Here is a 21,358-nt window from a genome sequence, read left to right on the forward strand (position 1 = left end):
AGTATTCGAGACGCTGATTTCTCAAATCTTGGGCAAAGGTAGTAAATCTGTTTATTTTCACCAATACTCTGATTTGCTTTTCGATATCGGCACGCTATCTTCTTTCTGCTGTGATGCCTCAAAGGTGTGCCGGAGAGCTGTTTTTCGGTTTTCCGCTGTCGGCGATATATTCTTTCTTTGTCATTTTTTTATGCGGAAATAGAATTTGTGGTTTTCGAATACCGGTTCCACTATCCCGTAACGGATGAATTTAGCGAGCAAATGTTCGGCTGAGCGACGGGAAATTCCCGTTTGCCGGCAATAGCGGCCGAGTGAAAGCCGGGTGTCTTGTTCCAGCAGTTCCAGCAAGGTTTGCTCGTTTTCTGTGTATCGGATCAATTCACCTCGGGGATTTTTTATTTGCTGCCACACACGCAAATGTACAGGAGTTGCCAGAATATTCTCATCTTGAATACGAAGATAGGCGAGAGGCTTTCCGCTTTCGTCTTTGGCATAAACGGGCTTTTGAGAGCTTTCGTCAATCGATGCCAACAGGACTTGCCGCCCTTCTACGATATATGTCCGGATGGTGTATTGAACTTTCGGTGTACAATAAAACTGAGCAGCGGCTTCGATCATATATTTTTCTTCTTCCGACCGCACACCGGCTATTCGTCCGTTATCTTTTACCCCGATAAGCAGGCGCCCTCCGTCAGTGTTGGCGAAAGCCGATAGTGTCTTAGCTATTTTGCGTGCATCGGATATTTCGAACTTGAAGTCTTGTTGCTGATGCTCGCCTTCGGCTATTAAAGCATGAATATAATCGCTGTCTGTAAACGGTTTCATACTTGCAAAGGTAGGTAAAAAAGGTGAAAATGCGCCTTATTTCAGTGTTTTCGGCTTTAATTTCAAAAAATATATATTTTTTTGTGTGTTTATTTCAGGAAACGGTGTATTTTTGTCGCACATTATTAACGAAAACATAAAAGGATTATGAAAGAATTGGTAGAAAAGATTGCAGCTTTGTATGCTGACTTCTCAAAAGATGCTAACGCTCAGATTGAAAATGGAAACAAAGCAGCCGGAACCCGCGCTCGTAAAGCTTCTTTGGAAATCGAAAAAGCAATGAAAGAATTCCGTAAAGCATCTTTGGAAGCTTCTAAGAAATAACTTAGGGAGATACCTGAATGGTTTTGAAAAAAAGAGGGCATGTCAAGTAAGGCGTGCCTTTTTGTTTTCAAGTAAATGTTGAAGGAGATATAAACAAACAGGTTATTCGATTATATTTTGATCTTCTTTGACTGTTGTTTTTCTATTCTTCACTCTGTCGCCGATGCCTAACTTGTGTCCGCAGTATTTACAATATCTTGCGCCTTTCTCATGTCCGGTGCGGTGGCATCCCGGGCATCTCTTGCCTTTTTTATCAGAAGCTTTTATGATTGAAGCAGATACGATACCTGTCGGTACGGCAATGATGGTATACCCCATGAGCATTACAAGGGCCGACAGGAATCTCCCTATGCCCGTAATGGGAGTAATATCTCCGTATCCCACTGTTGTCATAGTGACAATGGCCCAATAGATGCTGTTGGGGATGTTGGTGAATTGTGAGTTTGGCTGTGTGCCTTCTATCATGTACATCAGCGTGCCAATGGAGGTAACAAGAATGACGACAAACAAAAAGAAAACCAGAATCTTTTTACTGCTTTCTTTTACTGCGTTGAGCAGCCTTTCGCCTTCCGACAGGAAATTGAATAGTTTGAATATACGGAATATCCGTATCAGGCGGAAAGCGCGGATGATGATGAGATATCGCGCTCCGGGGAAAATGATGCCGATATATAGCGGCAGCGTAGCCAATAAATCTACAATACCGAAAAAACTGAATATATATGCGTGCGGTTTGGGAGAGCAGTAAATCCGTGTCAGATATTCGAAAGTAAAGAAGAAGGTAAATAAATATTCCAATATAATAAATGGAGTATTCAGATAAGAGGGAAGCCCTTGCAGACTTTCGACAATGACCAGTAATACGCTGAGCAGGATACACCATATCAGTGTAATGTCGAATATCTTGCCCGCCGGTGTATCTGCGTCGAAGATGATTTTGTATAGCTTTTGTTTCAGCTTCCGGTTATGCAGAAAATGCCGGAAACTCTCTTTAATTTTCATCATGCTGACCTTGTTCTATGTATGACAACTTTTTTATAGACCAGATATTGCCTGCCGGCATTGTCTCTCTTCCGTTCAGTCTATCACCCAATGTTTCTTGTAAGCTACCGTGTTTCGGGGAGTATAGCGTATCCCTTCTTTGGTCGGTATGTGCAATACGTATGCTTTGCCCCGGGAATTTTTTAGTGAATGATCTCTGAGCCATGCATTCGCATCTTTTAGCTGAGCGTAGGTGATGCCGTGTTGGCGGGCAAAACGACCGAGGCTGTCGATAGATGTTCTGACCGTTACTTCTTTATAGGGGATGGCAGGGTATAGTTGTTCCTGCTTTAGTAAGAATCCGTAATGCTGAGGTTGACTGAAAACTTGTTTTGCCGCCAGTATCCGGAACATGTATCGGGAAGTCTCTTCTACCAGCCACAGATCCATGGCATGACCGGTCAATTGCTTTTCCAACTGCGAGGATATACGCGCTTGTCCGGCGTTATAAGCCGCAGAAACAGTCATCCAGTTGCCGTATTTGGCGTAGGCTTGCCTAAGGTATTTGCAGGCTGCTTGTGTCGCTTTCTCCGTATGGTAACGTTCGTCGACGTTATCGTTCACTTCGAGGCCGAACTCTCGTGCCGTGCCGGCCATGAATTGCCATAATCCCGCTGCCCCCGCAGGAGATCGGGCTACATTGTTCAGGTTGCTTTCGATGACCATCAGGTATTTAAAGTCATCGGGGATGCCGTTCACCTTCAGAATCGGTTCGATAACAGGGAAGTACCGATTGGCTCGTTTAATCATCAGCATTGTCGTAGAGTGCATATAGGTAAATGCCATCAATTCGCGATCCATGCGTTCGCGGCGGTCGTACGGGCGAAGGTCGATTACCTCTCCTGCAAACGAAACCTGTTCGGGAACTTTCGGTGAAGTTACGCAATAAGGAACCTCTGATTTTGCGGAGTGTCCGTTTTCAACCGGTCGGGTACTTGTGAGCAGAGGGATTGCCGCACCGATGCAAAGAGCAATTACAAACGTAAGAATATAGTTGATGTTTTTAGGCTGTTTCATGCGGATGTATCTTTAATTTCGGATGTGAGTTTTTGCAAAGATAACTTCATTTCTGTTTTCTCAAAGAACTTTTTGTGCATTTTATACGTTCCTTTAAATAGTAAGAACCACAAAAAAGAAGAGTTTATGGAGTATAATATTGTTCATCAACCCGGACAGCAGCTGTTTAAAACAGAAGTGGAGGGGCGTACCGCTTTCGTACAATATCGCCTGATAGAAGGAAGCCTCGATATTATTCATACACAAGTGCCCATTCCTTTGGAAGGCAGGGGGATAGCGGGTGCTTTGGTGAAAGCTGCTTACGATTATGCTTTAGACAACGGATTGAAGCTGAAAGCCACGTGTTCGTATGCCGTGAAATGGCTCGAACGCCATCCCGAACTCAGTGATAAAACAGTGTAGAGGTTTCTTTTTTGTTTTCCTCATTTTTATGAGGCCTCTGTTCATGGCTGCTCAGCCACGCACAGAGGCTCGTTTTTTATCCCTTTGTTTTTACGGGCATTCGCTTCCATATCTCGCGGGGAATCAGTCGCCAAAAGAAAACGAGCAGTCGGTACCTCCGGTCGATAATCAACACCCGCTTTTTCCGCTTCAATCCTCGTACAATCTGCCGGGCAACTTCCCCGGTTTTCATCAGCATGGGATAATGCTTGCCGTCGTTCAGCAGGTCTGTCCGCACAAAGCCGGGACGTATGTCGGTGAAGCGGATATTCGCCCCTTGCAAGTGAGCGAGTTGCTCCAGCGCATCCAGATAAGTGTTCTGAAATCGTTTGGTGGCAGAGTAGGCGGGAGCTACGCCCAGACCTTTTGTCCCCGCAATGGAGCTGATAGCTGCCAGATGTCCTTCCCCCTTTTCTTTAAAATAAGAAAAAGCCGTGTTTGTCATGCGTATAAAGCCCACCACATTGGTGTGCGCGGTCTTCAGTTCTATGTCCGGTTTCAAGTCCGTGTTCTGAAAGCCGATGCCGGAACTAAGCAAAAACAGGTCCATCCCGCCCGTTTTTTCTATCAACTCTTGCAGTTTTCCGGATGCGTCGTCTGATGTCACATCCAGTTCTTGTATCTCCACCTGTTGCGGAGCCGTGCGCTGCAACTCCTCCAAAGCCCCGCGCCTTCTTCCGGCTATTCCCACTTTCCATCCCTCCTGAAGCAGGAGTTTGGCTGTTTCTTTTCCGATGCCCGACGTCGCTCCTATAATGATTGCTCGTTTCATACTGACCGATTGTTTGGATATGTACGGGCAAATGTACGAGATTATTCTCAGATTTGCTTCGAAGTTCAATCTTTCTTTGCACTTTGGTTTACTCGTACGCGGAAGTCGGGAAACTCTTATGCGGAAGTCGGGAAACTCGTACGCGGAAGGAGGGAAGCCGGATGAATTTCATAAAGCGGCTGAAGGCAGATTCTGTACTTATTCCTTATCGGGGCTCAAGAAATGGTGTGTTTTGTATGCCGAATCGGACTTATGTCATATCTTTGCAGCATGAGAAAATTATTGTGCCCGCAATGTAAGATTGCAGCGATGTATGTGAAGAACGAACTGGGAGACCGTTTGTTGGTCTATGTGCTCGAAGATGGAAAGATAGTACCCAAATCTCCGGAAGAATCATTGGAAGGTTTTGACCTGACGGAGGTTTACTGCTTGGGCTGCTCTTGGCATGGGTCGCCCAAGAGGCTGGTGATAAGATAAGGATTTCACGGTTTCGTGGCTTGACAAATGATTGCTTCCGTCCGGTAGGGGTGATAAGAAGACAAGCAATTCTCCGGTTTCGTGCTCTATCTGTGAGTTGGTGCGTCTTATCAAACAGACTGATATCCTTATGCGAAGCAAGTGTTTCCGGAGGGTAAGGCCGATGGTAATGGACAGGACTGTCGTCACAGTACTTCCGATGTGAATGTTGTTATCCCGGAGGTTACGTAAAACAACTGCCCGGTTAGAAATCGGCGGTTTTCTCCGCGCAAACTCTTTTCCCGTTGACGGGATGACGGAATTCGATGTATTCGGCGTGCAGATAGAGGCGATCTGCCTTTTTGCCGTAAAGCGTGTCGCCTGTGATGGGGCAGCCCAAACCCTGAGGATGAGCGGCGTGTACACGCAGCTGATGCGTGCGCCCAGTCAGCGGAAAGAAGCGCACGCGTATCTGTTCCTCCGAAATCTCCAGTATCCGGTAGTCGGTGACGGCAGGTTTGCCATGCTCCCGGCTGACTATTTGCCGCGGACGGTCTAAGGGATCGAGGCAAATGGGAAGCTCGATTCTTCCCGATTGCTTCAGCAGCCTTTCGTTTTCACTTCTATCCAGCAGGGCGATATAGCGTTTTTTCACCGTCCGTTGTTCGAACTGTGCCTGCAACTGCCGGTGTATCTCTTTGCTCTTGGCTATCAGCAGCAGTCCTGATGTAGCCATGTCGAGCCGGTGGACAAGCAGCGGACCGGTGGCTTCCGGGTATTTCTCCCGTATGAAACGGTATACGCTGTTCGCTTCTTCGGACTTTCCGGGTACGGAAAGCATGCCGGGAGGCTTGTTGATTACCGCCAACCATTCGTCTTCGAATACCGTTTCGGGTTCTTTTGTCCCCATGCTTTGCGCAAGGAGCGGATTTTCGTCTACCTCCAGTCCCCGGAGCATGTGTTGCAGAATAGGTTCGCATTTGCCTTTGCACGACGGATAGTAATGCCCGTGGCAGCGTATCTCCGTCTTCGGAGATCCGCCCCACCAAAACTCCGCCATAGCCAATGGCTTGAGCTTGTGGAGGTATGCGTATTGCAGCAGTTTGGGCAACGCGCACTCTCCGGCTCCTGCGGGAGGAACTTTTCCGACCGTTTGCGCGAAGATGGAGCACAGGTCTTTCACTTCACCCTTGGCGTTCAGCATCCGGAACCGACCGAACAATTTTTGCTGCAAAGCCGCCGAACGTTCTTTCCGCTCGGCTTTTTGCTCCCTGATGGCTTCCTCATGAACTTCGATTTCCGCCTTCAGGGCTTCGAGTCTCGCTTGGGCTTTCCGTTCCATTCGTTTAACTTCCGCTTTCCGGAAGCGGCTCTCTTCGATCATAGCAGCCTGCTCTTCTTCCGAAGGGGCGGGGGAGGACTGCCGCCGCATGTCCCGTGCCTGCTTGGCTGCTTTCAAGGCTGTTTTCGCCTCTTGCAATGCTTCGGCGGCCTGTTGCGTTTCAACTTTCAGCTTTTCTTGCAGGTTTACGTAAGCCGCATCCGTTTCCAATTCTTTGATGCGGGAGTTGATGGCCGATATCTGTTCCTCTTCTATTTTGAAGAAACCTTGCGGCTGCAACAAATCGTATACGGGGGGAACGAAGTAAGGATGATCGTTTCTTCCTGCCAGATTGCCCGAGAAAGCTGCCAGATAGCCTACCGTTCCCTGCTCGTCTTGCACCGCCAGCACGCCGAACATCTTACCGAGAGACAGCTCCGCTTCCCATTCTTTTCGGGAGCCGATATAGCGTTTCACCTCTTCCGCCGCCAATACGCACAACGGATGCGGCGTGTAGTGAAAAGGGTAAGTGAATTTCTCCGGCAGCGGGATGTGGCTTGCCGGGAGGCTGAATAAATGGAATATCGGTTCGTATATCTGCGTCATTGTCGTGCAAAAGTAAGGAAATATGCGAATTTTGTTCTATATTTGTTCTCATATTATTCTTTTACCATCATAAAACAGCCAAATAATGAATAAACTTGTTATCAATTCGTATCAGGATTTCGAGAAGCTGATCGGGCAGCAGTTAGGAGTTTCCGATTACATAGAACTCTCGCAGGAACGCATCAATCTCTTTGCCGACGCCACGCTCGATCACCAATGGATTCATGTGGATACGGAGCGCGCCCGCGCGGAAAGTCCGTATCGAAGCACCATCGCCCACGGTTATCTGACGTTGTCGATGCTTCCTTATTTGTGGAATCAGATCATCGAGGTGAACAACCTGAAGATGATGATCAACTACGGGATGGATAAGATGAAGTTCGGTCAGGCGGTTCTGGCAGGTCAAAGCATCCGTCTGGTGGCGGCGCTGCATTCGCTCACCAACCTGCGCGGTGTGGCTAAAGCCGAGATAAAGTTTGCCATTGAGATTAAAGACCAACCGAAAAAAGCGTTGGAAGGCATCGCCGTTTTCCTGTACTACTTCGACTGATCTGTGTATGGCTGACTACGGACGGCATAGGCTGCCCTTTCTGTTTTCCTGTATCACTTCGACCGTTCATCTTTAGTCTTTACTGCAAAATAGAATTCGGGAAATTGCTCGTAGAAGCATAAGTCTGTCTTGCTGCGGTGAACCCTCTTTTTTATCGGGCGGTTCATCGCTTTCAGTATGTTTGCTCGCACGCTTCGCACAGCCGGCGGCAGCAATTCCGGCTCCATGATTTCAAGCAGCGTGCGCAGTTCCTGTTGCAGTTCGGGCGTGCCCTGTGTCAGCTTGTGCGCCAGCTTCAAGCATAGCGACCGGATGGCGGGAGGCTCTTGCTGCGATGTCATCCGCTCCATGCAGAAGTTCAGCAAGTCTATGCGCAGCGGGATGTCGAACGCTTCGCGGGCGAGTAGCGAAAGCATCAATCGTTTTTTTCCCGCATGCGTGCAATGCGTCACGGAGTCGATAAGTTTGTCCTGCTTACGGCAAAGCTCCTCCAGTTCGCAGTCTGTCATGTGCGTGCACACCCACAACGCCTGATAAGCCATTTGGTCGTCCGTGTCGAATATCAGCCGGAACAAGTTTTTCCGGAGATTGTCGTCACTCTGCGCATAATACGTTATTTCCTGCACATCCTCCATCTGTATTCTTTTGGAGAGCTTGGAGCGTAGATTTATTCTTTTCATTTTTTTGATTTATTTCATCACGTCGTTTGCCCGATCGAATTTTCATCTGCGGGCGACAGAACTTTCATGGATTCCGGACATCGTTTTCATTTGCGGCAGAAACGGTTGCTGTCTTTTTACAATGGGATTCCATTCGTTATAGGCAAGCCTTTGTCTGCGACAAACAGAGCCTTCATTCTTGTCGAACAGAACCTCTGTTTTTGACGAACAGAGCTTTTATTCCTGACGAATGAAGGTTCTGTTTGTTGTGCCCGAAGCTTTCATCTGCCAATAGGTCATTTGATTTCATTTCAGATTTCGGGGTGTACCGAAAACAATCCGCACACCCCTGACTCTTTGCGGCAAAGATATTTAAAATTCGTTGATGCCGCACAATAATATGAGAAGAATCGGTTTCATTTCCGTTCTCCGTACCCTTTTAGCTATTCCAGTTCGTCGAGAATCTTTTTCACGTCTACCGGTTGCAAGCGTCCGTACACTTTTTCACCAATCATCACTACCGGCGCCAGTCCGCAGGCTCCCACACATCGCAGGCAGTCGAGCGAATATTTGCCGTCCGGCGTCGTTTCACCCACGTCGATACCCAGCACCCTCCTGAATTCGTCGAGCAGCTTTTCCGATCCGCGCACGTAACATGCTGTTCCCATACAAACGGATATCGGATGCTTCCCTTTGGGCGCCATGGTGAAAAAGGTGTAGAAAGTGACCACCCCGTATACTTTGGAAACCGGTATGCCCAGTTTGGAAGCGATGATTCGTTGCATCTCTTCGGGCAAATATCCTTGCAGATGCTGAGCTTCATGGAGTATGTTGATCAGTTCTCCGGGGTCGTTCCGGTGCTTGTCGCAGATTGCTCTGACCTGCTCTGCTATTTCACAAGCGAGTTTTATATCTGACATAATTTTTCCTTTTACGTTAGTTCTTGGATTTGTTGAAGTAGTGCGTATGCAGCAGCTTTTCCGATATCTCACTCAGTGGCTTGTCAAGGTATTCTTCATACAATTGCTTGATATACGGATTGTTGTGCGATTTGCGCAACTGTTTCTTTGAGTCTTCGCGATAAAGCGCGTTGGCGCGGGCGTACAGCACATCGGATTTGCCGTGGTGTAACGGTTGTCCGCCTCCTCCGATACAACCTCCCGGACATGCCATGATCTCAATGACGTGGTATTCGTTATGTCCGTTCCGGATATCTTCGAGCAGTTGGCGGGCGTTTCCCAATCCGTGCGCAATGCCTACTTTAAGGTCGAATCCGTTTAAATTGATTGTGGCTCTTCGTACACCGCTCAGTCCGCGTACTTGTTCGAAGTTCACATCCTCCAAGATTTTCCCGGTATAGATTTCGTACACAGAGCGCAAAGCTGCTTCCATCACGCCGCCTGTAGTACCGAAGATCACTCCCGCTCCGGTAGATTCTCCCAGCGGATTGTCGAACTCGCTGTCCGGAAGCAGTGTGAAACCTATGTTGGCCCGTTTGATGAGCCTCGCCAACTCGCGGGTAGAGATGGAATAATCGACATCGGGATTGCCGTCTGTTTTGAATTCATGACGGTCGCATTCGTATTTCTTGGCCAGGCACGGCATAATGGAGACTACGGTCAGTTTCTCTCTGGGTATTCCCATTTTCTCCGCCCAATAACTTTTGGCGATGGAGCCGAACATTTGCTGGGGCGAGCGCGCGGTGGAAGGAATGTCGAGCATATCCGGAAAATGGTGCTCGAAGAAATTGACCCATGCCGGGCAACAGGAAGTCAGGATGGGAAGACGTACCGATTTGTCCCCGTCGAGATAGCGGGTAAGACGGTTTAGTATCTCCGAACCTTCTTCCATAATGGTGAGGTCGGCGGCAAAGTCTGTATCGAACACGTAATCGAATCCCAGTTCCCGCAGGGCGTAGACCATTTTCCCGGTGACCAGCGTACCGGGTTTCAGTCCGAACTCTTCGCCTAAGGCTGCCCGCACGGCAGGAGCCGTCTGTACAATCACTGTTTTGTCCGGATTGGCCAGATCTTCGAGCAAACGGTTGGTATGATCGCGTTCGGTCAGCGCTCCGACCGGGCACACGGCGACGCACTGTCCGCAATAGGTACATTCGCTTTCGGTCATCATTTTATCGAAAGCAGGAGCGATGGTTGTATTGAAACCGCGGCGGATGGCTCCGAGCGCGCCGACGGTCTGCACCTCGTTGCATACGCTTTCGCACCGGCGGCAGAATATACACTTGTCCATGTTGCGCACAATGGATGAGGTGACTTCTCGTTTGCGCGGAGAAAGTTCGCCTCCGTTGAAAGGCATCTCGCGGATGTTGAAGCGCAATGCCAATGTCTGGAGTTCGCAGTCGCCGCATTTGGGACAGGTGAGACAGTCGTTCGGATGATCCGATAGAATTAGTTCGGCAACAATCTTCCGGGCATTCATCACCCGCAACGTACTGGTTTTTACAACCATTCCCTCTGTGCACGGAGTGGAGCACGAGGGTGCCAGATTTCTTCGTCCGGCTACTTCCACTACACAGATGCGGCACGAAGCCGGATTGTTCTTAATGCAAGTTCCTTTCAGGTCGATGTGGCAAAGAGTCGGTATGTCGATGCCTATTTTACAGGCTGCTTCGAGAATCGTGCTTCCTTCGGGGACGGTAATGAAGTGCCCGTCGATTTGAAGTGTAATCTGTTTTTCTTCCATAATATATAGGTTTTAGCAAACGAGAATAGCTTTGAATTTGCAACGCGCCATACACATGCCGCACTTGATGCACATATCGGGATTTATCACGTGAGGTTTTCGTACCGTGCCGCTGATGGCATCCGCCGGACAATGCTTCGCGCAGAGATGGCAACCGATGCACAGTTCGGGGTTGATGGTGTATGTGAGTAAGGCTTTGCAACGTTTGGAGCGGCAGGTCTTGTCTCTGACGTGTTCCATATATTCGTCGTGGAAATTGTCTATGGTAGATAATACCGGATTCGGGGAGGTTTGCCCTAATCCGCAGAGAGCTGTGTCTTTGATTACGCGTCCCAATGTAGAGAGCATTTCCAGATCTTTTTCATTCCCTTTCCCTTCTGTTATTTTATTTAATATTTCCAGCAGACGTTTGTTCCCGATGCGGCACGGAGTACATTTGCCGCACGACTCTTCTACCGTGAAGTCGAGATAAAAGCGGGCTACAGACACCATGCAGTCGTCTTCGTCCATTACAATCATACCGCCCGATCCCATCATAGAACCCGCTGCCAGAAGATTGTCGAAGTCGATGGGAGTGTCCAGATGTTTTTCCGTGAGGCATCCGCCCGACGGACCTCCTGTCTGCACCGCCTTAAACTTTTTGCCGTCTTTGATACCTCCGCCAATCTCATAGATTACTTCCCGCAGAGTAGTTCCCATAGGAACCTCGATAAGTCCCACATTGTTTATCTTTCCGGCGAGGGCAAAAACTTTGGTTCCTTTCGACCGTTCGGTGCCGATAGAGGCAAACCATTCGTACCCTTTAGTCAGTATGACGGGAATATTGGCCAATGTCTCCACATTGTTCACATTGGTAGGTTTGCCCTGATATCCGCATTCTGCGGGATAGGGAGGTTTCAGTGTCGGTTCGCCGCGTTTGCCCTCCATCGAATGGATTAAAGCCGTCTCCTCACCGCATACGAAAGCCCCTGCTCCGTAGCGGATTTCAATATCGAAAGAGAAGTCGGTTCCCAATATGTTGGCTCCCAGCAATCCGTATTTCTGCGCCTGTTCTATCGCTTTCTTCAAACGTTGTATGGCGAGCGGATATTCTGCGCGTATGTACACCAATCCTTTGGACGAACCTATGGAATAACCGCAAATGGCCATCGCTTCTACGATGGAATGCGGGTCGCCTTCCATGATGGAACGGTCCATGAATGCGCCCGGGTCTCCTTCGTCGGCATTGCAAACCACATATTTGATGTCCGATTCCTGCTTATGCGCGAACTCCCATTTAAGGCCGGTAGGGAAACCTCCTCCGCCTCGTCCCCGCAGTCCCGACCGCTTGATGAGATCGATAACGTCCATCGGTTGCTTTTGGAGAAGGCAGTCGGCAAGAGCGAAGTATCCGTCGCGGGCAATGTATTCTTCAATATTTTCGGGATCGATAAAACCGCAATTACGTAAAGCGACTCTCATCTGTTTCCTATAGAAATCCATGTGTTTGGAGTCGCTGACTGCCTTTTGAGTCTTCGGGTCTTCGTAGAGCAACCGCTCCACTTTATGCCCTCCGATGATGTGCTCGTTGATTATTTCCTCCGCATCTTCGGGGGTGACTTCTGTGTAAAACGTGTTGTCCGGAATGATTTTCACGATAGGCCCTTTCTCGCAGAAACCGAAGCAACCTACGGTAATCACTTCCACTTTATCGGCTATGCCGTTCTTTTCAATCGCTTTTTTCAGGTTTTCCCTGATAGTATGGCTGGAAGAAGCCTTGCATCCGGTGCCTTCGCAAGTCAGTATTTGGAGATGTTCTGTGCCTGCTGCCAATCCACAGCTCTCTTCTACTAACTTTTTGTTACTTTCTTCACGCAATAGTAAGGCGTGCGCCGCTCTCTTCCTGATTGTTTGCAAATCATAGATAGATAGAAGTTTCATAAGTATTAGATTTTGAGACGTTGCAAATATAGCTCTTTGTTTGATATTACAATCTTGTTTGATGGAAATATTAATCGCCTTATTTTTAATATATTAGAAAAAAGACAACATGCATATAAACTCTTTTGTATACATTATTCTTTCGGGTAGCAAAAAGATTTCAAATGCCCCGTAATGTCCTGTCAAAAACCTTTTTAATTGTTGAAAGGAAATGGAAAGAAGATCTTTGAGGTGATATTTTTTCTGTTTTTTTCTACTCCCGGTGTAAATTAAAAATGCTTACTATATGTTTTAGTTCTTTTTGTAAGAACAAGAAGCAAGGGAGACCGCGTTTGTTTTTCTTCCGCTTTTGTCTCCTTTATCTTTTATTTATCGTTCTCCCGCATAAACGGCTGTATTAATGTGTTAATAATTGGCTAAAGAAAATGAAATACGAAGAAAAAGACGAAGAATAATTGTTTATGTATTAGTAGGTTACTATCTTTCCCATTCAAGATAGGCCTCTGTGATGTTAGTAGATGATGCGTGTTACCATTATTTAAAAAACTTGTAAGATGAAGAATACTGTTAGACTTTTAGTTGTGTCATTACTGGCCTTTCTATGGGCAAGCTCGGTCAATTTATGGGCGCAAGGTGAAATGGAAGGGCATCTTATTGTTACGGGAGTGGTGAAAGACAAGCAAAACAAAAAACCGTTGGAGAATGTAAATGTATCTCTTTTCGGAAGCCACATTGGAACTGTGACCAATGCCGACGGATTGTTCACTTTAAAGATAAGGAAGGAAGAGACTGCACCGGTTTTGGAGCTTTCTCATATCGGTTATCAGAATGTTCGTGTTTCTCCCGAAGGAAACCGGAAATCGGAAATCGTGGTATGGATGGTTCCGCAGGCGAGCCTGTTGCATGAAATCGTAGTTTTCGGGAATAATCCATGGGCGGTGATAGAAGAGGCGATCAAGAAGATACCGGTCAATTATAGTGCAAAAGACGATTTGTTGACCGGTTTCTATCGCGAGACTGTACAGAAAGGACGACGCTATATCAGTATTTCCGAGGCGGTGATCGATATTCTGAAAACCTCTTATGAAGATAGAACGGCCGACTCGGACAAGGTAAAGATCGATAAAGGGCGACGCTTATTGAGCCCGAAGCTGAGCGATACACTCGCCGTTAAGGTAGTGGGAGGCCCTAATCTGTCTCTTTATCTCGATATAGTGAAGAACAGCGAAGCTTTACTGAATCGGGAGAGTTTGAGATACTACGACTTCTGGATGGAAGAACCTGTAATGATTGCCAACCGCTTGCAGTACGTGATCGGTTTTCGGCCCGGAGTGGTGTTGCCTTACGCTCTCTTTTACGGCAAACTATATATCGACCGCGAAAAATTTGCTTTTACCCGTGCGGAATTTAATCTCGACATGAGCCATAAGATAAAGGCCACTCAGGCCATTCTTTATAAAAAGCCGTTGGGGTTGCGGTTCAAACCGCAGGAAGTGAGTTTTTTGATTACTTATAACGAGCGCGACGGAAAGACATACCTGAATTACATTCGCAATGAAATGCGGTTTAAATGTGATTGGAAGAAACGGCTGTTCTCTTCGGGATATACTGTTCTTACCGAAATGGTTGTTACGGACAGGAAAGAGGCGGAACGGTCTGTAATATCCAACAAAGCGGCTTTTGGCGCCAAGCAAGTATTCTATGATAAAGTCGATGAATATTGGAATCCTGATTTCTGGGGAGCTTATAATATTCTGGAGCCTACGGAATCTCTGGAGCATGCGGTGGATAAATTGAAAAAGCGATCTCGTTGAGCAAAAAATACGGTAAAAAGATTTTCCGGAAACGAAAAAAAACGTCTCGAAGAGCTGATATTCGTGGAATCATTGTACTTTTGCAGCAAAATTATCTGTTTGTGATGGAATTACCCAAAGACCCGATGATGCTTTTCAGCGTTATCAATATGAAATTGCGCGACTGCTATTCTTCACTCGATGAATTGTGTGAAGATATGAACGTAGACCGTGAAGATATAGTGAGCCGGCTGAAAAATGTCGGCTTTGAGTATAGTGCCGAATATAATAAGTTCTGGTAACTCGCCGTTTCTTTCAACTCCCCGCCACTTGTATTATCGGGTATGAGATGCGTTTATCATATCCGATGGCTTAGTTTCCGTCCAAGCTTCTTTCACTCATTTTTTCCGGAAGTTCGATATAGTCCGATATTTCCTCGGTTTATCGCCCATACCCTCACCGTTTGTTAATAAAAGCCAAAACCTCTCTTTCTCATTTAACTTCCTTTCTTTGTCGCGTTCTAATCTCATAAAGACCGGAAAAAGAAATGATGAACGAAGAACAAATCCGACAAACATATCTTCTAAACCGTGAACGCGGGTTCAAAATGTTGATGGACACTTTCCAAGAGCCGATATATAATTATATCCGCAGATTGGTTGTATCTCACGAAGATGCGGAAGATGTTCTGCAGGAAGTATTCATACGGGTGTTTCGCAACTTCGAACAGTTCCGTAACGAGAGTTCTCTTTCTACATGGATATACCGGATCGCAACAAACGAAAGCTTGCGTTTGCTGAACCGGCGAAAAGGAGAAAAAATCGTTTCGTCCGGTGAAATACATGAAGAGTTGGTGGGCAAGTTGAGAGCGTCGGAATACGTTGATTATGAAAATGAATTGGCTGTAAAATTCCAGGAAGCTATTTTAAGTCTGCCCGAAAAACAACGCCTTGTATTCAACCTGCGGTATTATGACGAGCTCGATTATGACCAAATAGAACGCATTCTGGAAACGAAAGCGGAGACTCTTAAAGTGAATTATCATTATGCGAAAGAAAAAATAAAAGAGTATATATTAAACCGATAGGACGATGAAAAAGGATTTTGATTTTGATGATATTGGGAAACAGACACCTTATCGTGTACCCGAAGGGTTCTTTGCCGAAATGCAACAAAAAGTGCTGAAGCAGGCGGGAGTGAAACCGCATCCGAAGTTTAGCAGGAAACTGATTGTTCCTTTTGTTGCTGCGGCAGCGGCTATATTGGCGGGATTCTTCTTTATCCCATCTTTGATGCAGACCGACGCAACGGTTTCATCATCGGATGTACTGGCTGTTGAAAACAATCATGTAACTGCCGACCCGATGGACGAATGGATTAGAAACTTGTCGGATGAGGAGTTGGAAGACCTCGTCGGCTTCTCTGAAAACGATATATTTTTAAACTAAAAAACGTAAGATTATGAAAACTAAAATTGTTTATGTAATGGCAATCGCCCTCTTCATGGCAGGGCATTCTTCTGTTTTTGCTCAAGTCAAAGATAACAGAGAAAAGAAAGAAGTTCCTACTCAGGAACAGGTCATAAAGATGCATGTAGACCGTGCCGTAAAAGCTTTGATGCTCGATGACGCTACGGCTGCGAAATTTACTCCCGTGTACGAAAAGTATCTCACGGAGTTGCGCGAATGCCGCTTGGCAATGAATTGTGTGCCCGGTATGAGGAGAAATATGTTTCTGGAAAGGGATAATACTCCTACTCAGTTGGCGGAGATGACCGATGCGGATGTTGCCAAACTATTGAAAGAACAGTTTGCCCAAAGCCGTAAAATGCTCGATGTGCGGGAGAAATATTACGTGGAATTCAGCAAAATTCTTTCTCAAAAGCAGATTCTGGGAATGTACCGGATGGAAAGAAACAATGTGAATAAGTTCAGGAGAGAGTTCGACCGCAGGAGAGGGCAGAGAGTGGGAGACGGATATCGTCAAAGACAGAAAGATTGTCCTTTTCGTAAGTAATCTTGAAAGGAATTTTACGGAAAAGCCGATGTAGCGTATCACATACGTCGGAAAGGACGATATAGCAATCTCCTTATTCAACCTTTGCTCCATAATTTAAGAAAGGTTGGATAAGGAGATTATCTTTTCGAAGCGGCTGCTTTGCTTGCAGAGTTTCTACTGCCGGATATTTATTTTCGGAATAACAGCTTTTCCGTTGCACGGATGATACGTCCGGATTATTCCGTCACGGCCCTGCCGTTTCAAACCGTTGCCGCAACGGACAGTTTTCTCAGCCATGCGATTTCTTCCGCCCACTTGCTTTCGTCCGGAGTTTCGAGAATGAGAGGCATGTTGTCGAACCGCGGATCGCTCATCAACCGTTCGAAGAAAGCGTTCCCGATCAGTCCCATACCGATGCTGTCGTGGCGGTCGACACGGCTGCCCAATGCTTTCTTCGAGTCGTTGATATGCATTCCCCGCAGATAGCCGAACCCTACTTCCCGGTCGAACTCTTCGAAAACACGGTCATAGTCCGTCAGGAAATCATAGCCGGCTGTGAAGGTATGGCAAGTGTCGAGGCATACTCCTACGCGACTCTTGTCGTCTACACGGTCGATGATGTACTTCAAATGCCAAAATTCATTTCCCAGATTACTGCCTTGTCCCGCAGTATTTTCGATAACCGCCGTTACTCCGGCGGTTTTTTCCAATGCCATGTTGATGCTCTCGGCAATGCGCGACAAACACTCTTCTACGCCGATCTTGTTCAGGTGACTGCCCGGATGAAAGTTCAGCAGCTTCAGTCCCAAGGCTTCGCAACGTTGCATCTCGTCCAGAAAGGCAGTGCGGCTTTTCTCCAGCCCTTCCTCTTCCGGATGGCCGAGATTGATGAGATAACTGTCGTGCGGAAGAATATGTTCCGGTTTGAAACCGTACTTTTTGCAATTCTCTTTAAACAGACGGATGCTTTCTTCCGTCAAAGGCTTGCTTACCCATTGCCGCTGATTCTTCGTGAACAGGGCAAAAGCGTTCGCTCCGATTTCATGTGCGTTGACAGGCGCCAGTTCCACGCCGCCCGATGCCGATACATGTGCTCCGATGTATTTCATGTTTTCTTTTTCGTTTATGAATGATTCGTTACAAAGATAACGCTTATCCTGCCTTCTATGTTTGCAAACAGCGGAATGAAAAGCACGGACCGGGGTTCTTCTGCTTACTTTTCATGCCTTCTATGTTTGCAAACACCGCGGCCCATGTATCTTCATATCTCGAGGTCGGGCAGATAATCCATGAGCGTATGTTCCACCTGTTTGCCTTTCACTCTCTCGGTCACGAGGGTCGCCCCTTCTTTCTTTCCGGCGTCGTAAGTCAACGACACCTTTTCTTTCCGGTTGCTTACCGATATCGCCGCTTTTCCGTGTTCCTTCAGGTTGCACTCCACGCTCCAGTCTCCTATCCGGAACGTATCTCCTTTACGGACTACCTCCATATCCGGCCGGTCACTTCCGTGCGTGTCGATAACCGTCAGGAAGCGGGCGATACGGCACGGAGCGGTAGTGGCAGAGAAGTGCCAGTGGTTCTGATGTTTCACCGCTTTTCCTTTCGCATCGGTCTGGTTTTTCCAGTTCGTAGGGGCGCAGAAGAAAGTATCCGTCAGCTCCTGCACGGTCGGCGCCGAGCAAAAAAGATGAGCGACAGATACGCCTCCCGCTTTGTTCTTGCCGGTTACGCTGATCCTGTCGGCAGCCTCCTTTACTTCCATCGGCAGCTCTACGGTATGAAGCAGGTAACTCCACTTCACGTCTTTCTTACCTTCCAGTTCGTCGTAGATGAGGAATATACCCGTTGCACCGAGCTGAATGATATGGCGGCGGAACAGATCTACTTTATTCTCGTCCCATCCGTTTTCCGGCGTGTAGCGTGTTCCGGAAAGCTCTCCCCGTTTCAGCCAGAGAGGAGAAGTAACTTTCCCGTAAGCATTGGAAGCATCGCCCACCATATACGAAATCTTTTCTCCTTCGTATCGGCGGGGAATCCATCCATAACCTTCCGTTCCTATCTTTTGTGTCATCCCGTCGGCCAGAATGCTGTTATGAGCGCGGGTGTTCCGGTAAGAGTACATGCAATGGTCGTCGGTGAATCCGGTACGATGCCCGCTGCTGTAGAATATTTCTTTCCCGCCGTAGAATGTGTTGAACGCATTCTGGTTGGACAACGCATGGGAAGTAGCTCCGTAAGGACTGGAGCGGAAGGAGAGCATCGCGTTCTTCTCCGGTTCCGCCAGTGAAGTGTGCATGGTAGCCACTCCCGTTTCGTTGAAAACTTTAGCCGAGGGAAGTTCCGCCAGCGAACGCTTTTCTTCCGGAAACGCCTTGCGAGTGGTGCAACGATACCAGGTCAGGTCGCCCGACTTGCCCAGAAACGTACTTTTCATGATGTCCGGTTCCCTCTCCAGAATAGCTCTCACATAAGCGGCAGCCCACGGATTCTTTCGTTCGCGCGCCAAAGCCTCCGCATAACCTACACGTGTTCCGCTCGGCTTTTTCCGGGTTTCGTGCGAATTTCCGTGTCCGGCGGATTTCGAAAACGGAGGCTGGTGATAAATGACGTAAAGAGCGTTATTGTCATACCACGGATCGGCAAAGAAGTCGAATCCGCTGATACGGGAATAGAAAGCGGGCACTTCGATCAGCGTGCGGATGTTGACGTGGAAGTAAGAGTCTCCGTTGTGCCATCCGCCGTCTGTGTTCAATCCCGGCAGGCGCGATACCCATTCGTTGTAACAATAATCCGCCCAGACCGATGCTTCGGGCAATTCGCCGTAAGTGGCGAAGGCAGCCATGTTGAGAATGCGGAACGTCATTTGCCACACATGGTTGTCGGCAATGCGGTTTTCCAGATGGTTCACATATTCGCTGAAAAACCTCCGTCCGTTGTCGCGGATATTCGCCAGCAGCAATTTCTTTTCAGACGGAGACAACAGATTATGGAATGCGTCGTAGGCCGAAGTGCACATCGACAAAATGGTAGAGCGGTTGAAATCGCCGGCAAACAACTTGCTCTCTTTCCACGACAGTATTTCGGTGAGCCGCTTCATTCCCTCCCGGTAGTATTTTTCGTCTTTCGTCAGCAGATAAGCCCGTACGATGGCTTCCACGTTCGCTTCTTCGCGGTCTACGATTTTACGTCCTTCACGTATCAATACCGACCGACGTTGTACGATGTTCGTCAGCTTTGCCAGTTGGCTGGTGTCTATCTCTTCTTCCAGATGCTTCAGTTGCCTCGACAAACATTTGCCGGCTTTCCGGATGTAAGCGCGGGCTTCGACATTGTTCCGGTTGCGGACTATTACATCGTCCCATTCTTTGGCATCGAGCAAGATGCGTGGATGCGCTCCGGGCAGCTTGTTCAGCATTTCCTCCAAAGACGGCGGATTGAACGTCTTCGTCTTTTCATCGATGTAAAAATGGTATACGGGCGACCATTCCTCGTTTCCGTTCTTGTCTACATAAGCATGCTGCCAGTACCATTTTCCTTTTTCGAACAGGCGGAACGGATTGAAGAAAGCCCATCGCCGTTCGGCTGTGATCAGCCCCGATTTGAATTCGGGATCGCGGGCAATGCGAATCCGATAGGTTACTCCGGGTTTGCGTTCCTCACCTTCCACACCGTCGAGCACAGCACCTAAGTGAGGGAACTTGTCGGGCCACATAAATCTCGGGGGATTCATGGCAATGTGTTGCCCGTTTAGGGGAGAAGGCGTCTCGCGAACTTCGTGCATCAAGGTGGGTTGTGTGAGACGCATTATGCTTTTTTGCGCGTATCCCTTGCCGGGAAGCAAAGCCAGTAGCAGGAGAATGTAGAGGTGTTTCATATCTTTTATGAAATTAGTTTGACGTATTTGTTCGATTCGTTACAATGATGAGTAAGCAAGGTTCGAGCGACCGGGTCATTACAAAGCGTTGCTTTCGGAAAACCGCATGAGCGCGAGTGAAGCCGCTCCGATACTTCCTGCCCGGTTGCCTAATGAAGCAGCCGTGATTTCGGTGTTTATATCGCAGTCGGGCATGGCATACCGGTGAGCCTTCTCGCTGACTTTACGGATGTAGAAGTCGCCCGCTTCCGATAATCCGCCTCCGATGACAACTTTCTGCGGACTAAAGATATTAATCAGCCCCGCAATGCCTCTTCCTAAGAAATCGAAATGTTCTTCGAGCGACTCGATGGCTGTCGGATCACCTTGCCGGTATAGCCGCACAATGAGTTCCCCGTTTATCTCTTCAGCCGGACAGGTGATGTTTGCCGCGGCGATTCGCTTCTTGAAACGGCGTATCAGAGCGGATGCAGACGCATATTGCTCCAAACATCCCACCGAACCGCACGTACATGGCTCTCCGTTGTGGATAAGAGGGATATGTCCCAACTCGGTGCCCCGGTTGGCAAAACCATTGAACAGCTTTCCGCCGATAACCACGGCGCCGCCGATACCGGTTCCCACCGTGAGGAAGACAATGTATGTCGCACCTTGTCCGGCTCCGTACATGGTTTCTCCCAACCCCATCGCATTGGCGTCGTTCTCCAATACGGCAGGCAGTTCTGTTTCCGCCTCAATCCGGTCGGCCAACGGCACGTTTACCCACCCCTCGATATTGTCTGAACCTCCCAGCACAATGCGATTGGAAGCATCTACGATGCCCGGCGTTCCGATGCCGACACCTTCTACCGTATAGCCTTGACCGGCGGCAAACTCTTTCGCTTCTTTTACAGCTTTTACCAACTGACCGATAACGGCTTCCGCCGAAACTTCGGCTTTCGAAGCCAGCTTATTCTGAAACAGAACCGTGCCTTTATTGTCGATGAGGGCATATTTGATCGAAGTGCCGCCAAGATCGATTCCTATTGCGTATCTCTTTTTCATGATTGTTGTCTTTA

Annotated in this window: 21 protein-coding genes; 9 read left to right on the forward strand and 12 right to left on the reverse strand. The window is 47.9% G+C overall.

The features are described 5' to 3' along the window. Positions 1-180: 180 nt before the first annotated feature. Entirely contained in the window at positions 181-825 is a 645-nt protein-coding gene (locus C234_RS0113200; RefSeq protein ID WP_027326137.1) for an AlbA family DNA-binding domain-containing protein, read from the reverse strand. Positions 826-972: 147 nt separating this feature from the next. On the opposite strand from C234_RS0113200, the gene C234_RS0113205 reads away from it, so the two are divergent. Continuing rightward, positions 973-1,149 (forward strand): histone H1, encoded by a 177-nt coding sequence (locus C234_RS0113205; RefSeq protein WP_027326138.1) that lies wholly within the window; start codon positions 973-975, stop codon positions 1,147-1,149. A gap of 102 nt (positions 1,150-1,251) precedes the next feature. Here the strand turns inward: C234_RS0113205 and C234_RS0113210 are convergent, their stop codons facing one another. Both C234_RS0113210 and C234_RS0113215 read right to left on the reverse strand, forming a co-directional pair. After that, a complete protein-coding gene (locus C234_RS0113210; protein WP_027326139.1) occupies positions 1,252-2,151 on the reverse strand; it encodes an ion transporter in 900 nt (299 codons plus the stop codon). A 75-nt stretch (positions 2,152-2,226) separates the two neighbouring features. Beyond that, the gene (locus tag C234_RS0113215) at positions 2,227-3,207 is read right to left on the reverse strand and encodes a lytic transglycosylase domain-containing protein (RefSeq protein WP_027326140.1); all 981 of its coding nucleotides are present in this window, start codon (positions 3,205-3,207) and stop codon (positions 2,227-2,229) included. A gap of 126 nt (positions 3,208-3,333) precedes the next feature. Between C234_RS0113215 and C234_RS0113225 the strand changes: the two genes are divergently transcribed. Then, positions 3,334-3,609, forward strand: a complete 276-nt coding sequence (locus C234_RS0113225; RefSeq protein WP_027326141.1) for a GNAT family N-acetyltransferase — start codon at positions 3,334-3,336, stop codon at positions 3,607-3,609. Positions 3,610-3,685: 76 nt separating this feature from the next. Here the strand turns inward: C234_RS0113225 and C234_RS0113230 are convergent, their stop codons facing one another. Then, positions 3,686-4,420, reverse strand: coding sequence for an SDR family NAD(P)-dependent oxidoreductase (locus tag C234_RS0113230; protein ID WP_027326142.1), 735 nt, complete (start codon positions 4,418-4,420; stop codon positions 3,686-3,688). 270 nt (positions 4,421-4,690) lie between these two features. On the opposite strand from C234_RS0113230, the gene C234_RS0113240 reads away from it, so the two are divergent. After that, complete coding sequence (locus C234_RS0113240) at positions 4,691-4,897, forward strand: hypothetical protein (RefSeq protein WP_027326144.1); 207 nt, start codon at positions 4,691-4,693, stop codon at positions 4,895-4,897. 244 nt (positions 4,898-5,141) lie between these two features. Here C234_RS0113240 and C234_RS0113245 read toward each other — a convergent pair whose 3' ends face one another. Beyond that, positions 5,142-6,782 carry an RluA family pseudouridine synthase gene (locus tag C234_RS0113245; RefSeq protein ID WP_027326145.1) on the reverse strand — a complete coding sequence of 547 codons (1,641 nt, stop codon included), beginning with the start codon at positions 6,780-6,782 and terminating at the stop codon, positions 5,142-5,144. Between the two features lie 106 nt (positions 6,783-6,888). On the opposite strand from C234_RS0113245, the gene C234_RS0113250 reads away from it, so the two are divergent. Next, positions 6,889-7,353: a MaoC family dehydratase gene (locus C234_RS0113250; protein ID WP_021646894.1), complete on the forward strand. Its 465-nt coding sequence runs from the start codon at positions 6,889-6,891 to the stop codon at positions 7,351-7,353. 53 nt (positions 7,354-7,406) lie between these two features. Here C234_RS0113250 and C234_RS16520 read toward each other — a convergent pair whose 3' ends face one another. The 4 genes from C234_RS16520 to C234_RS16525 all read right to left on the reverse strand — a co-directional run bounded on the left by C234_RS16520 (position 7,407) and on the right by C234_RS16525 (position 12,635). Further along, positions 7,407-8,033 (reverse strand): hypothetical protein, encoded by a 627-nt coding sequence (locus C234_RS16520; protein WP_248596506.1) that lies wholly within the window; start codon positions 8,031-8,033, stop codon positions 7,407-7,409. Between the two features lie 422 nt (positions 8,034-8,455). After that, positions 8,456-8,932 (reverse strand): NADH-quinone oxidoreductase subunit NuoE, encoded by a 477-nt coding sequence (gene nuoE / locus C234_RS0113260; RefSeq protein ID WP_021646891.1) that lies wholly within the window; start codon positions 8,930-8,932, stop codon positions 8,456-8,458. A 16-nt stretch (positions 8,933-8,948) separates the two neighbouring features. Continuing rightward, a complete protein-coding gene (locus C234_RS0113265) occupies positions 8,949-10,715 on the reverse strand; it encodes an NADH-dependent [FeFe] hydrogenase, group A6 (RefSeq protein WP_027326146.1) in 1,767 nt (588 codons plus the stop codon). A gap of 12 nt (positions 10,716-10,727) precedes the next feature. Further along, positions 10,728-12,635, reverse strand: a complete 1,908-nt coding sequence (locus tag C234_RS16525) for an NADH-quinone oxidoreductase subunit NuoF (RefSeq protein ID WP_027326147.1) — start codon at positions 12,633-12,635, stop codon at positions 10,728-10,730. Positions 12,636-13,189: 554 nt separating this feature from the next. Here C234_RS16525 and C234_RS0113275 point away from each other — a divergent pair. The 5 genes from C234_RS0113275 to C234_RS0113300 all read left to right on the forward strand — a co-directional run bounded on the left by C234_RS0113275 (position 13,190) and on the right by C234_RS0113300 (position 16,444). Beyond that, positions 13,190-14,449 (forward strand): carboxypeptidase-like regulatory domain-containing protein, encoded by a 1,260-nt coding sequence (locus C234_RS0113275; RefSeq protein ID WP_027326148.1) that lies wholly within the window; start codon positions 13,190-13,192, stop codon positions 14,447-14,449. Positions 14,450-14,553: 104 nt separating this feature from the next. After that, complete coding sequence (locus C234_RS0113280) at positions 14,554-14,730, forward strand: DUF4250 domain-containing protein (protein ID WP_027326149.1); 177 nt, start codon at positions 14,554-14,556, stop codon at positions 14,728-14,730. 245 nt (positions 14,731-14,975) lie between these two features. Next, positions 14,976-15,515, forward strand: coding sequence for an RNA polymerase sigma factor (locus C234_RS0113290; protein WP_027326150.1), 540 nt, complete (start codon positions 14,976-14,978; stop codon positions 15,513-15,515). A gap of 4 nt (positions 15,516-15,519) precedes the next feature. Further along, positions 15,520-15,876, forward strand: coding sequence for a hypothetical protein (locus C234_RS0113295; RefSeq protein WP_027326151.1), 357 nt, complete (start codon positions 15,520-15,522; stop codon positions 15,874-15,876). A 13-nt stretch (positions 15,877-15,889) separates the two neighbouring features. After that, entirely contained in the window at positions 15,890-16,444 is a 555-nt protein-coding gene (locus tag C234_RS0113300) for a hypothetical protein (protein WP_027326152.1), read from the forward strand. Between the two features lie 242 nt (positions 16,445-16,686). Here C234_RS0113300 and nfo read toward each other — a convergent pair whose 3' ends face one another. The 3 genes from nfo to C234_RS0113320 form a co-directional block, all read right to left on the reverse strand. Continuing rightward, positions 16,687-17,535 carry a deoxyribonuclease IV gene (gene nfo, locus C234_RS0113310; protein ID WP_021645463.1) on the reverse strand — a complete coding sequence of 283 codons (849 nt, stop codon included), beginning with the start codon at positions 17,533-17,535 and terminating at the stop codon, positions 16,687-16,689. A gap of 152 nt (positions 17,536-17,687) precedes the next feature. Continuing rightward, positions 17,688-20,300, reverse strand: a complete 2,613-nt coding sequence (locus C234_RS0113315; RefSeq protein ID WP_027326153.1) for a DUF4962 domain-containing protein — start codon at positions 20,298-20,300, stop codon at positions 17,688-17,690. A 78-nt stretch (positions 20,301-20,378) separates the two neighbouring features. Beyond that, entirely contained in the window at positions 20,379-21,344 is a 966-nt protein-coding gene (locus C234_RS0113320; protein ID WP_027326154.1) for an ROK family protein, read from the reverse strand. Positions 21,345-21,358 lie beyond the last annotated feature (14 nt).

It is taken from the genome of Bacteroides pyogenes DSM 20611 = JCM 6294, assembly GCF_000428105.1.
Classification (GTDB): Bacteria; Bacteroidota; Bacteroidia; order Bacteroidales; family Bacteroidaceae; genus Bacteroides; species Bacteroides pyogenes.

Bases quoted from the DNA above. Each gene is read 5' to 3' on its own strand.
- C234_RS0113230 (WP_027326142.1), bottom strand. From the start codon at position 4,420: ATGAAACGAGCAATCATTATAGGAGCGACGTCGGGCATCGGAAAAGAA.
- C234_RS0113205 (WP_027326138.1), top strand. From the start codon at position 973: ATGAAAGAATTGGTAGAAAAGATTGCAGCTTTGTATGCTGACTTCTCA.
- C234_RS0113210 (WP_027326139.1), bottom strand. From the start codon at position 2,151: ATGAAAATTAAAGAGAGTTTCCGGCATTTTCTGCATAACCGGAAGCTG.
- C234_RS0113275 (WP_027326148.1), top strand. From the start codon at position 13,190: ATGAAGAATACTGTTAGACTTTTAGTTGTGTCATTACTGGCCTTTCTA.
- C234_RS0113265 (WP_027326146.1), bottom strand. From the start codon at position 10,715: ATGGAAGAAAAACAGATTACACTTCAAATCGACGGGCACTTCATTACC.
- C234_RS0113290 (WP_027326150.1), top strand. From the start codon at position 14,976: ATGATGAACGAAGAACAAATCCGACAAACATATCTTCTAAACCGTGAA.
- C234_RS0113280 (WP_027326149.1), top strand. From the start codon at position 14,554: ATGGAATTACCCAAAGACCCGATGATGCTTTTCAGCGTTATCAATATG.
- C234_RS0113295 (WP_027326151.1), top strand. From the start codon at position 15,520: ATGAAAAAGGATTTTGATTTTGATGATATTGGGAAACAGACACCTTAT.
- C234_RS0113240 (WP_027326144.1), top strand. From the start codon at position 4,691: ATGAGAAAATTATTGTGCCCGCAATGTAAGATTGCAGCGATGTATGTG.
- C234_RS0113200 (WP_027326137.1), bottom strand. From the start codon at position 825: ATGAAACCGTTTACAGACAGCGATTATATTCATGCTTTAATAGCCGAA.
- C234_RS16520 (WP_248596506.1), bottom strand. From the start codon at position 8,033: ATGAAAAGAATAAATCTACGCTCCAAGCTCTCCAAAAGAATACAGATG.
- C234_RS0113300 (WP_027326152.1), top strand. From the start codon at position 15,890: ATGAAAACTAAAATTGTTTATGTAATGGCAATCGCCCTCTTCATGGCA.
- C234_RS16525 (WP_027326147.1), bottom strand. From the start codon at position 12,635: ATGAAACTTCTATCTATCTATGATTTGCAAACAATCAGGAAGAGAGCG.
- nuoE (WP_021646891.1), bottom strand. From the start codon at position 8,932: ATGTCAGATATAAAACTCGCTTGTGAAATAGCAGAGCAGGTCAGAGCA.
- C234_RS0113320 (WP_027326154.1), bottom strand. From the start codon at position 21,344: ATGAAAAAGAGATACGCAATAGGAATCGATCTTGGCGGCACTTCGATC.
- C234_RS0113225 (WP_027326141.1), top strand. From the start codon at position 3,334: ATGGAGTATAATATTGTTCATCAACCCGGACAGCAGCTGTTTAAAACA.
- C234_RS0113250 (WP_021646894.1), top strand. From the start codon at position 6,889: ATGAATAAACTTGTTATCAATTCGTATCAGGATTTCGAGAAGCTGATC.
- nfo (WP_021645463.1), bottom strand. From the start codon at position 17,535: ATGAAATACATCGGAGCACATGTATCGGCATCGGGCGGCGTGGAACTG.
- C234_RS0113315 (WP_027326153.1), bottom strand. From the start codon at position 20,300: ATGAAACACCTCTACATTCTCCTGCTACTGGCTTTGCTTCCCGGCAAG.
- C234_RS0113215 (WP_027326140.1), bottom strand. From the start codon at position 3,207: ATGAAACAGCCTAAAAACATCAACTATATTCTTACGTTTGTAATTGCT.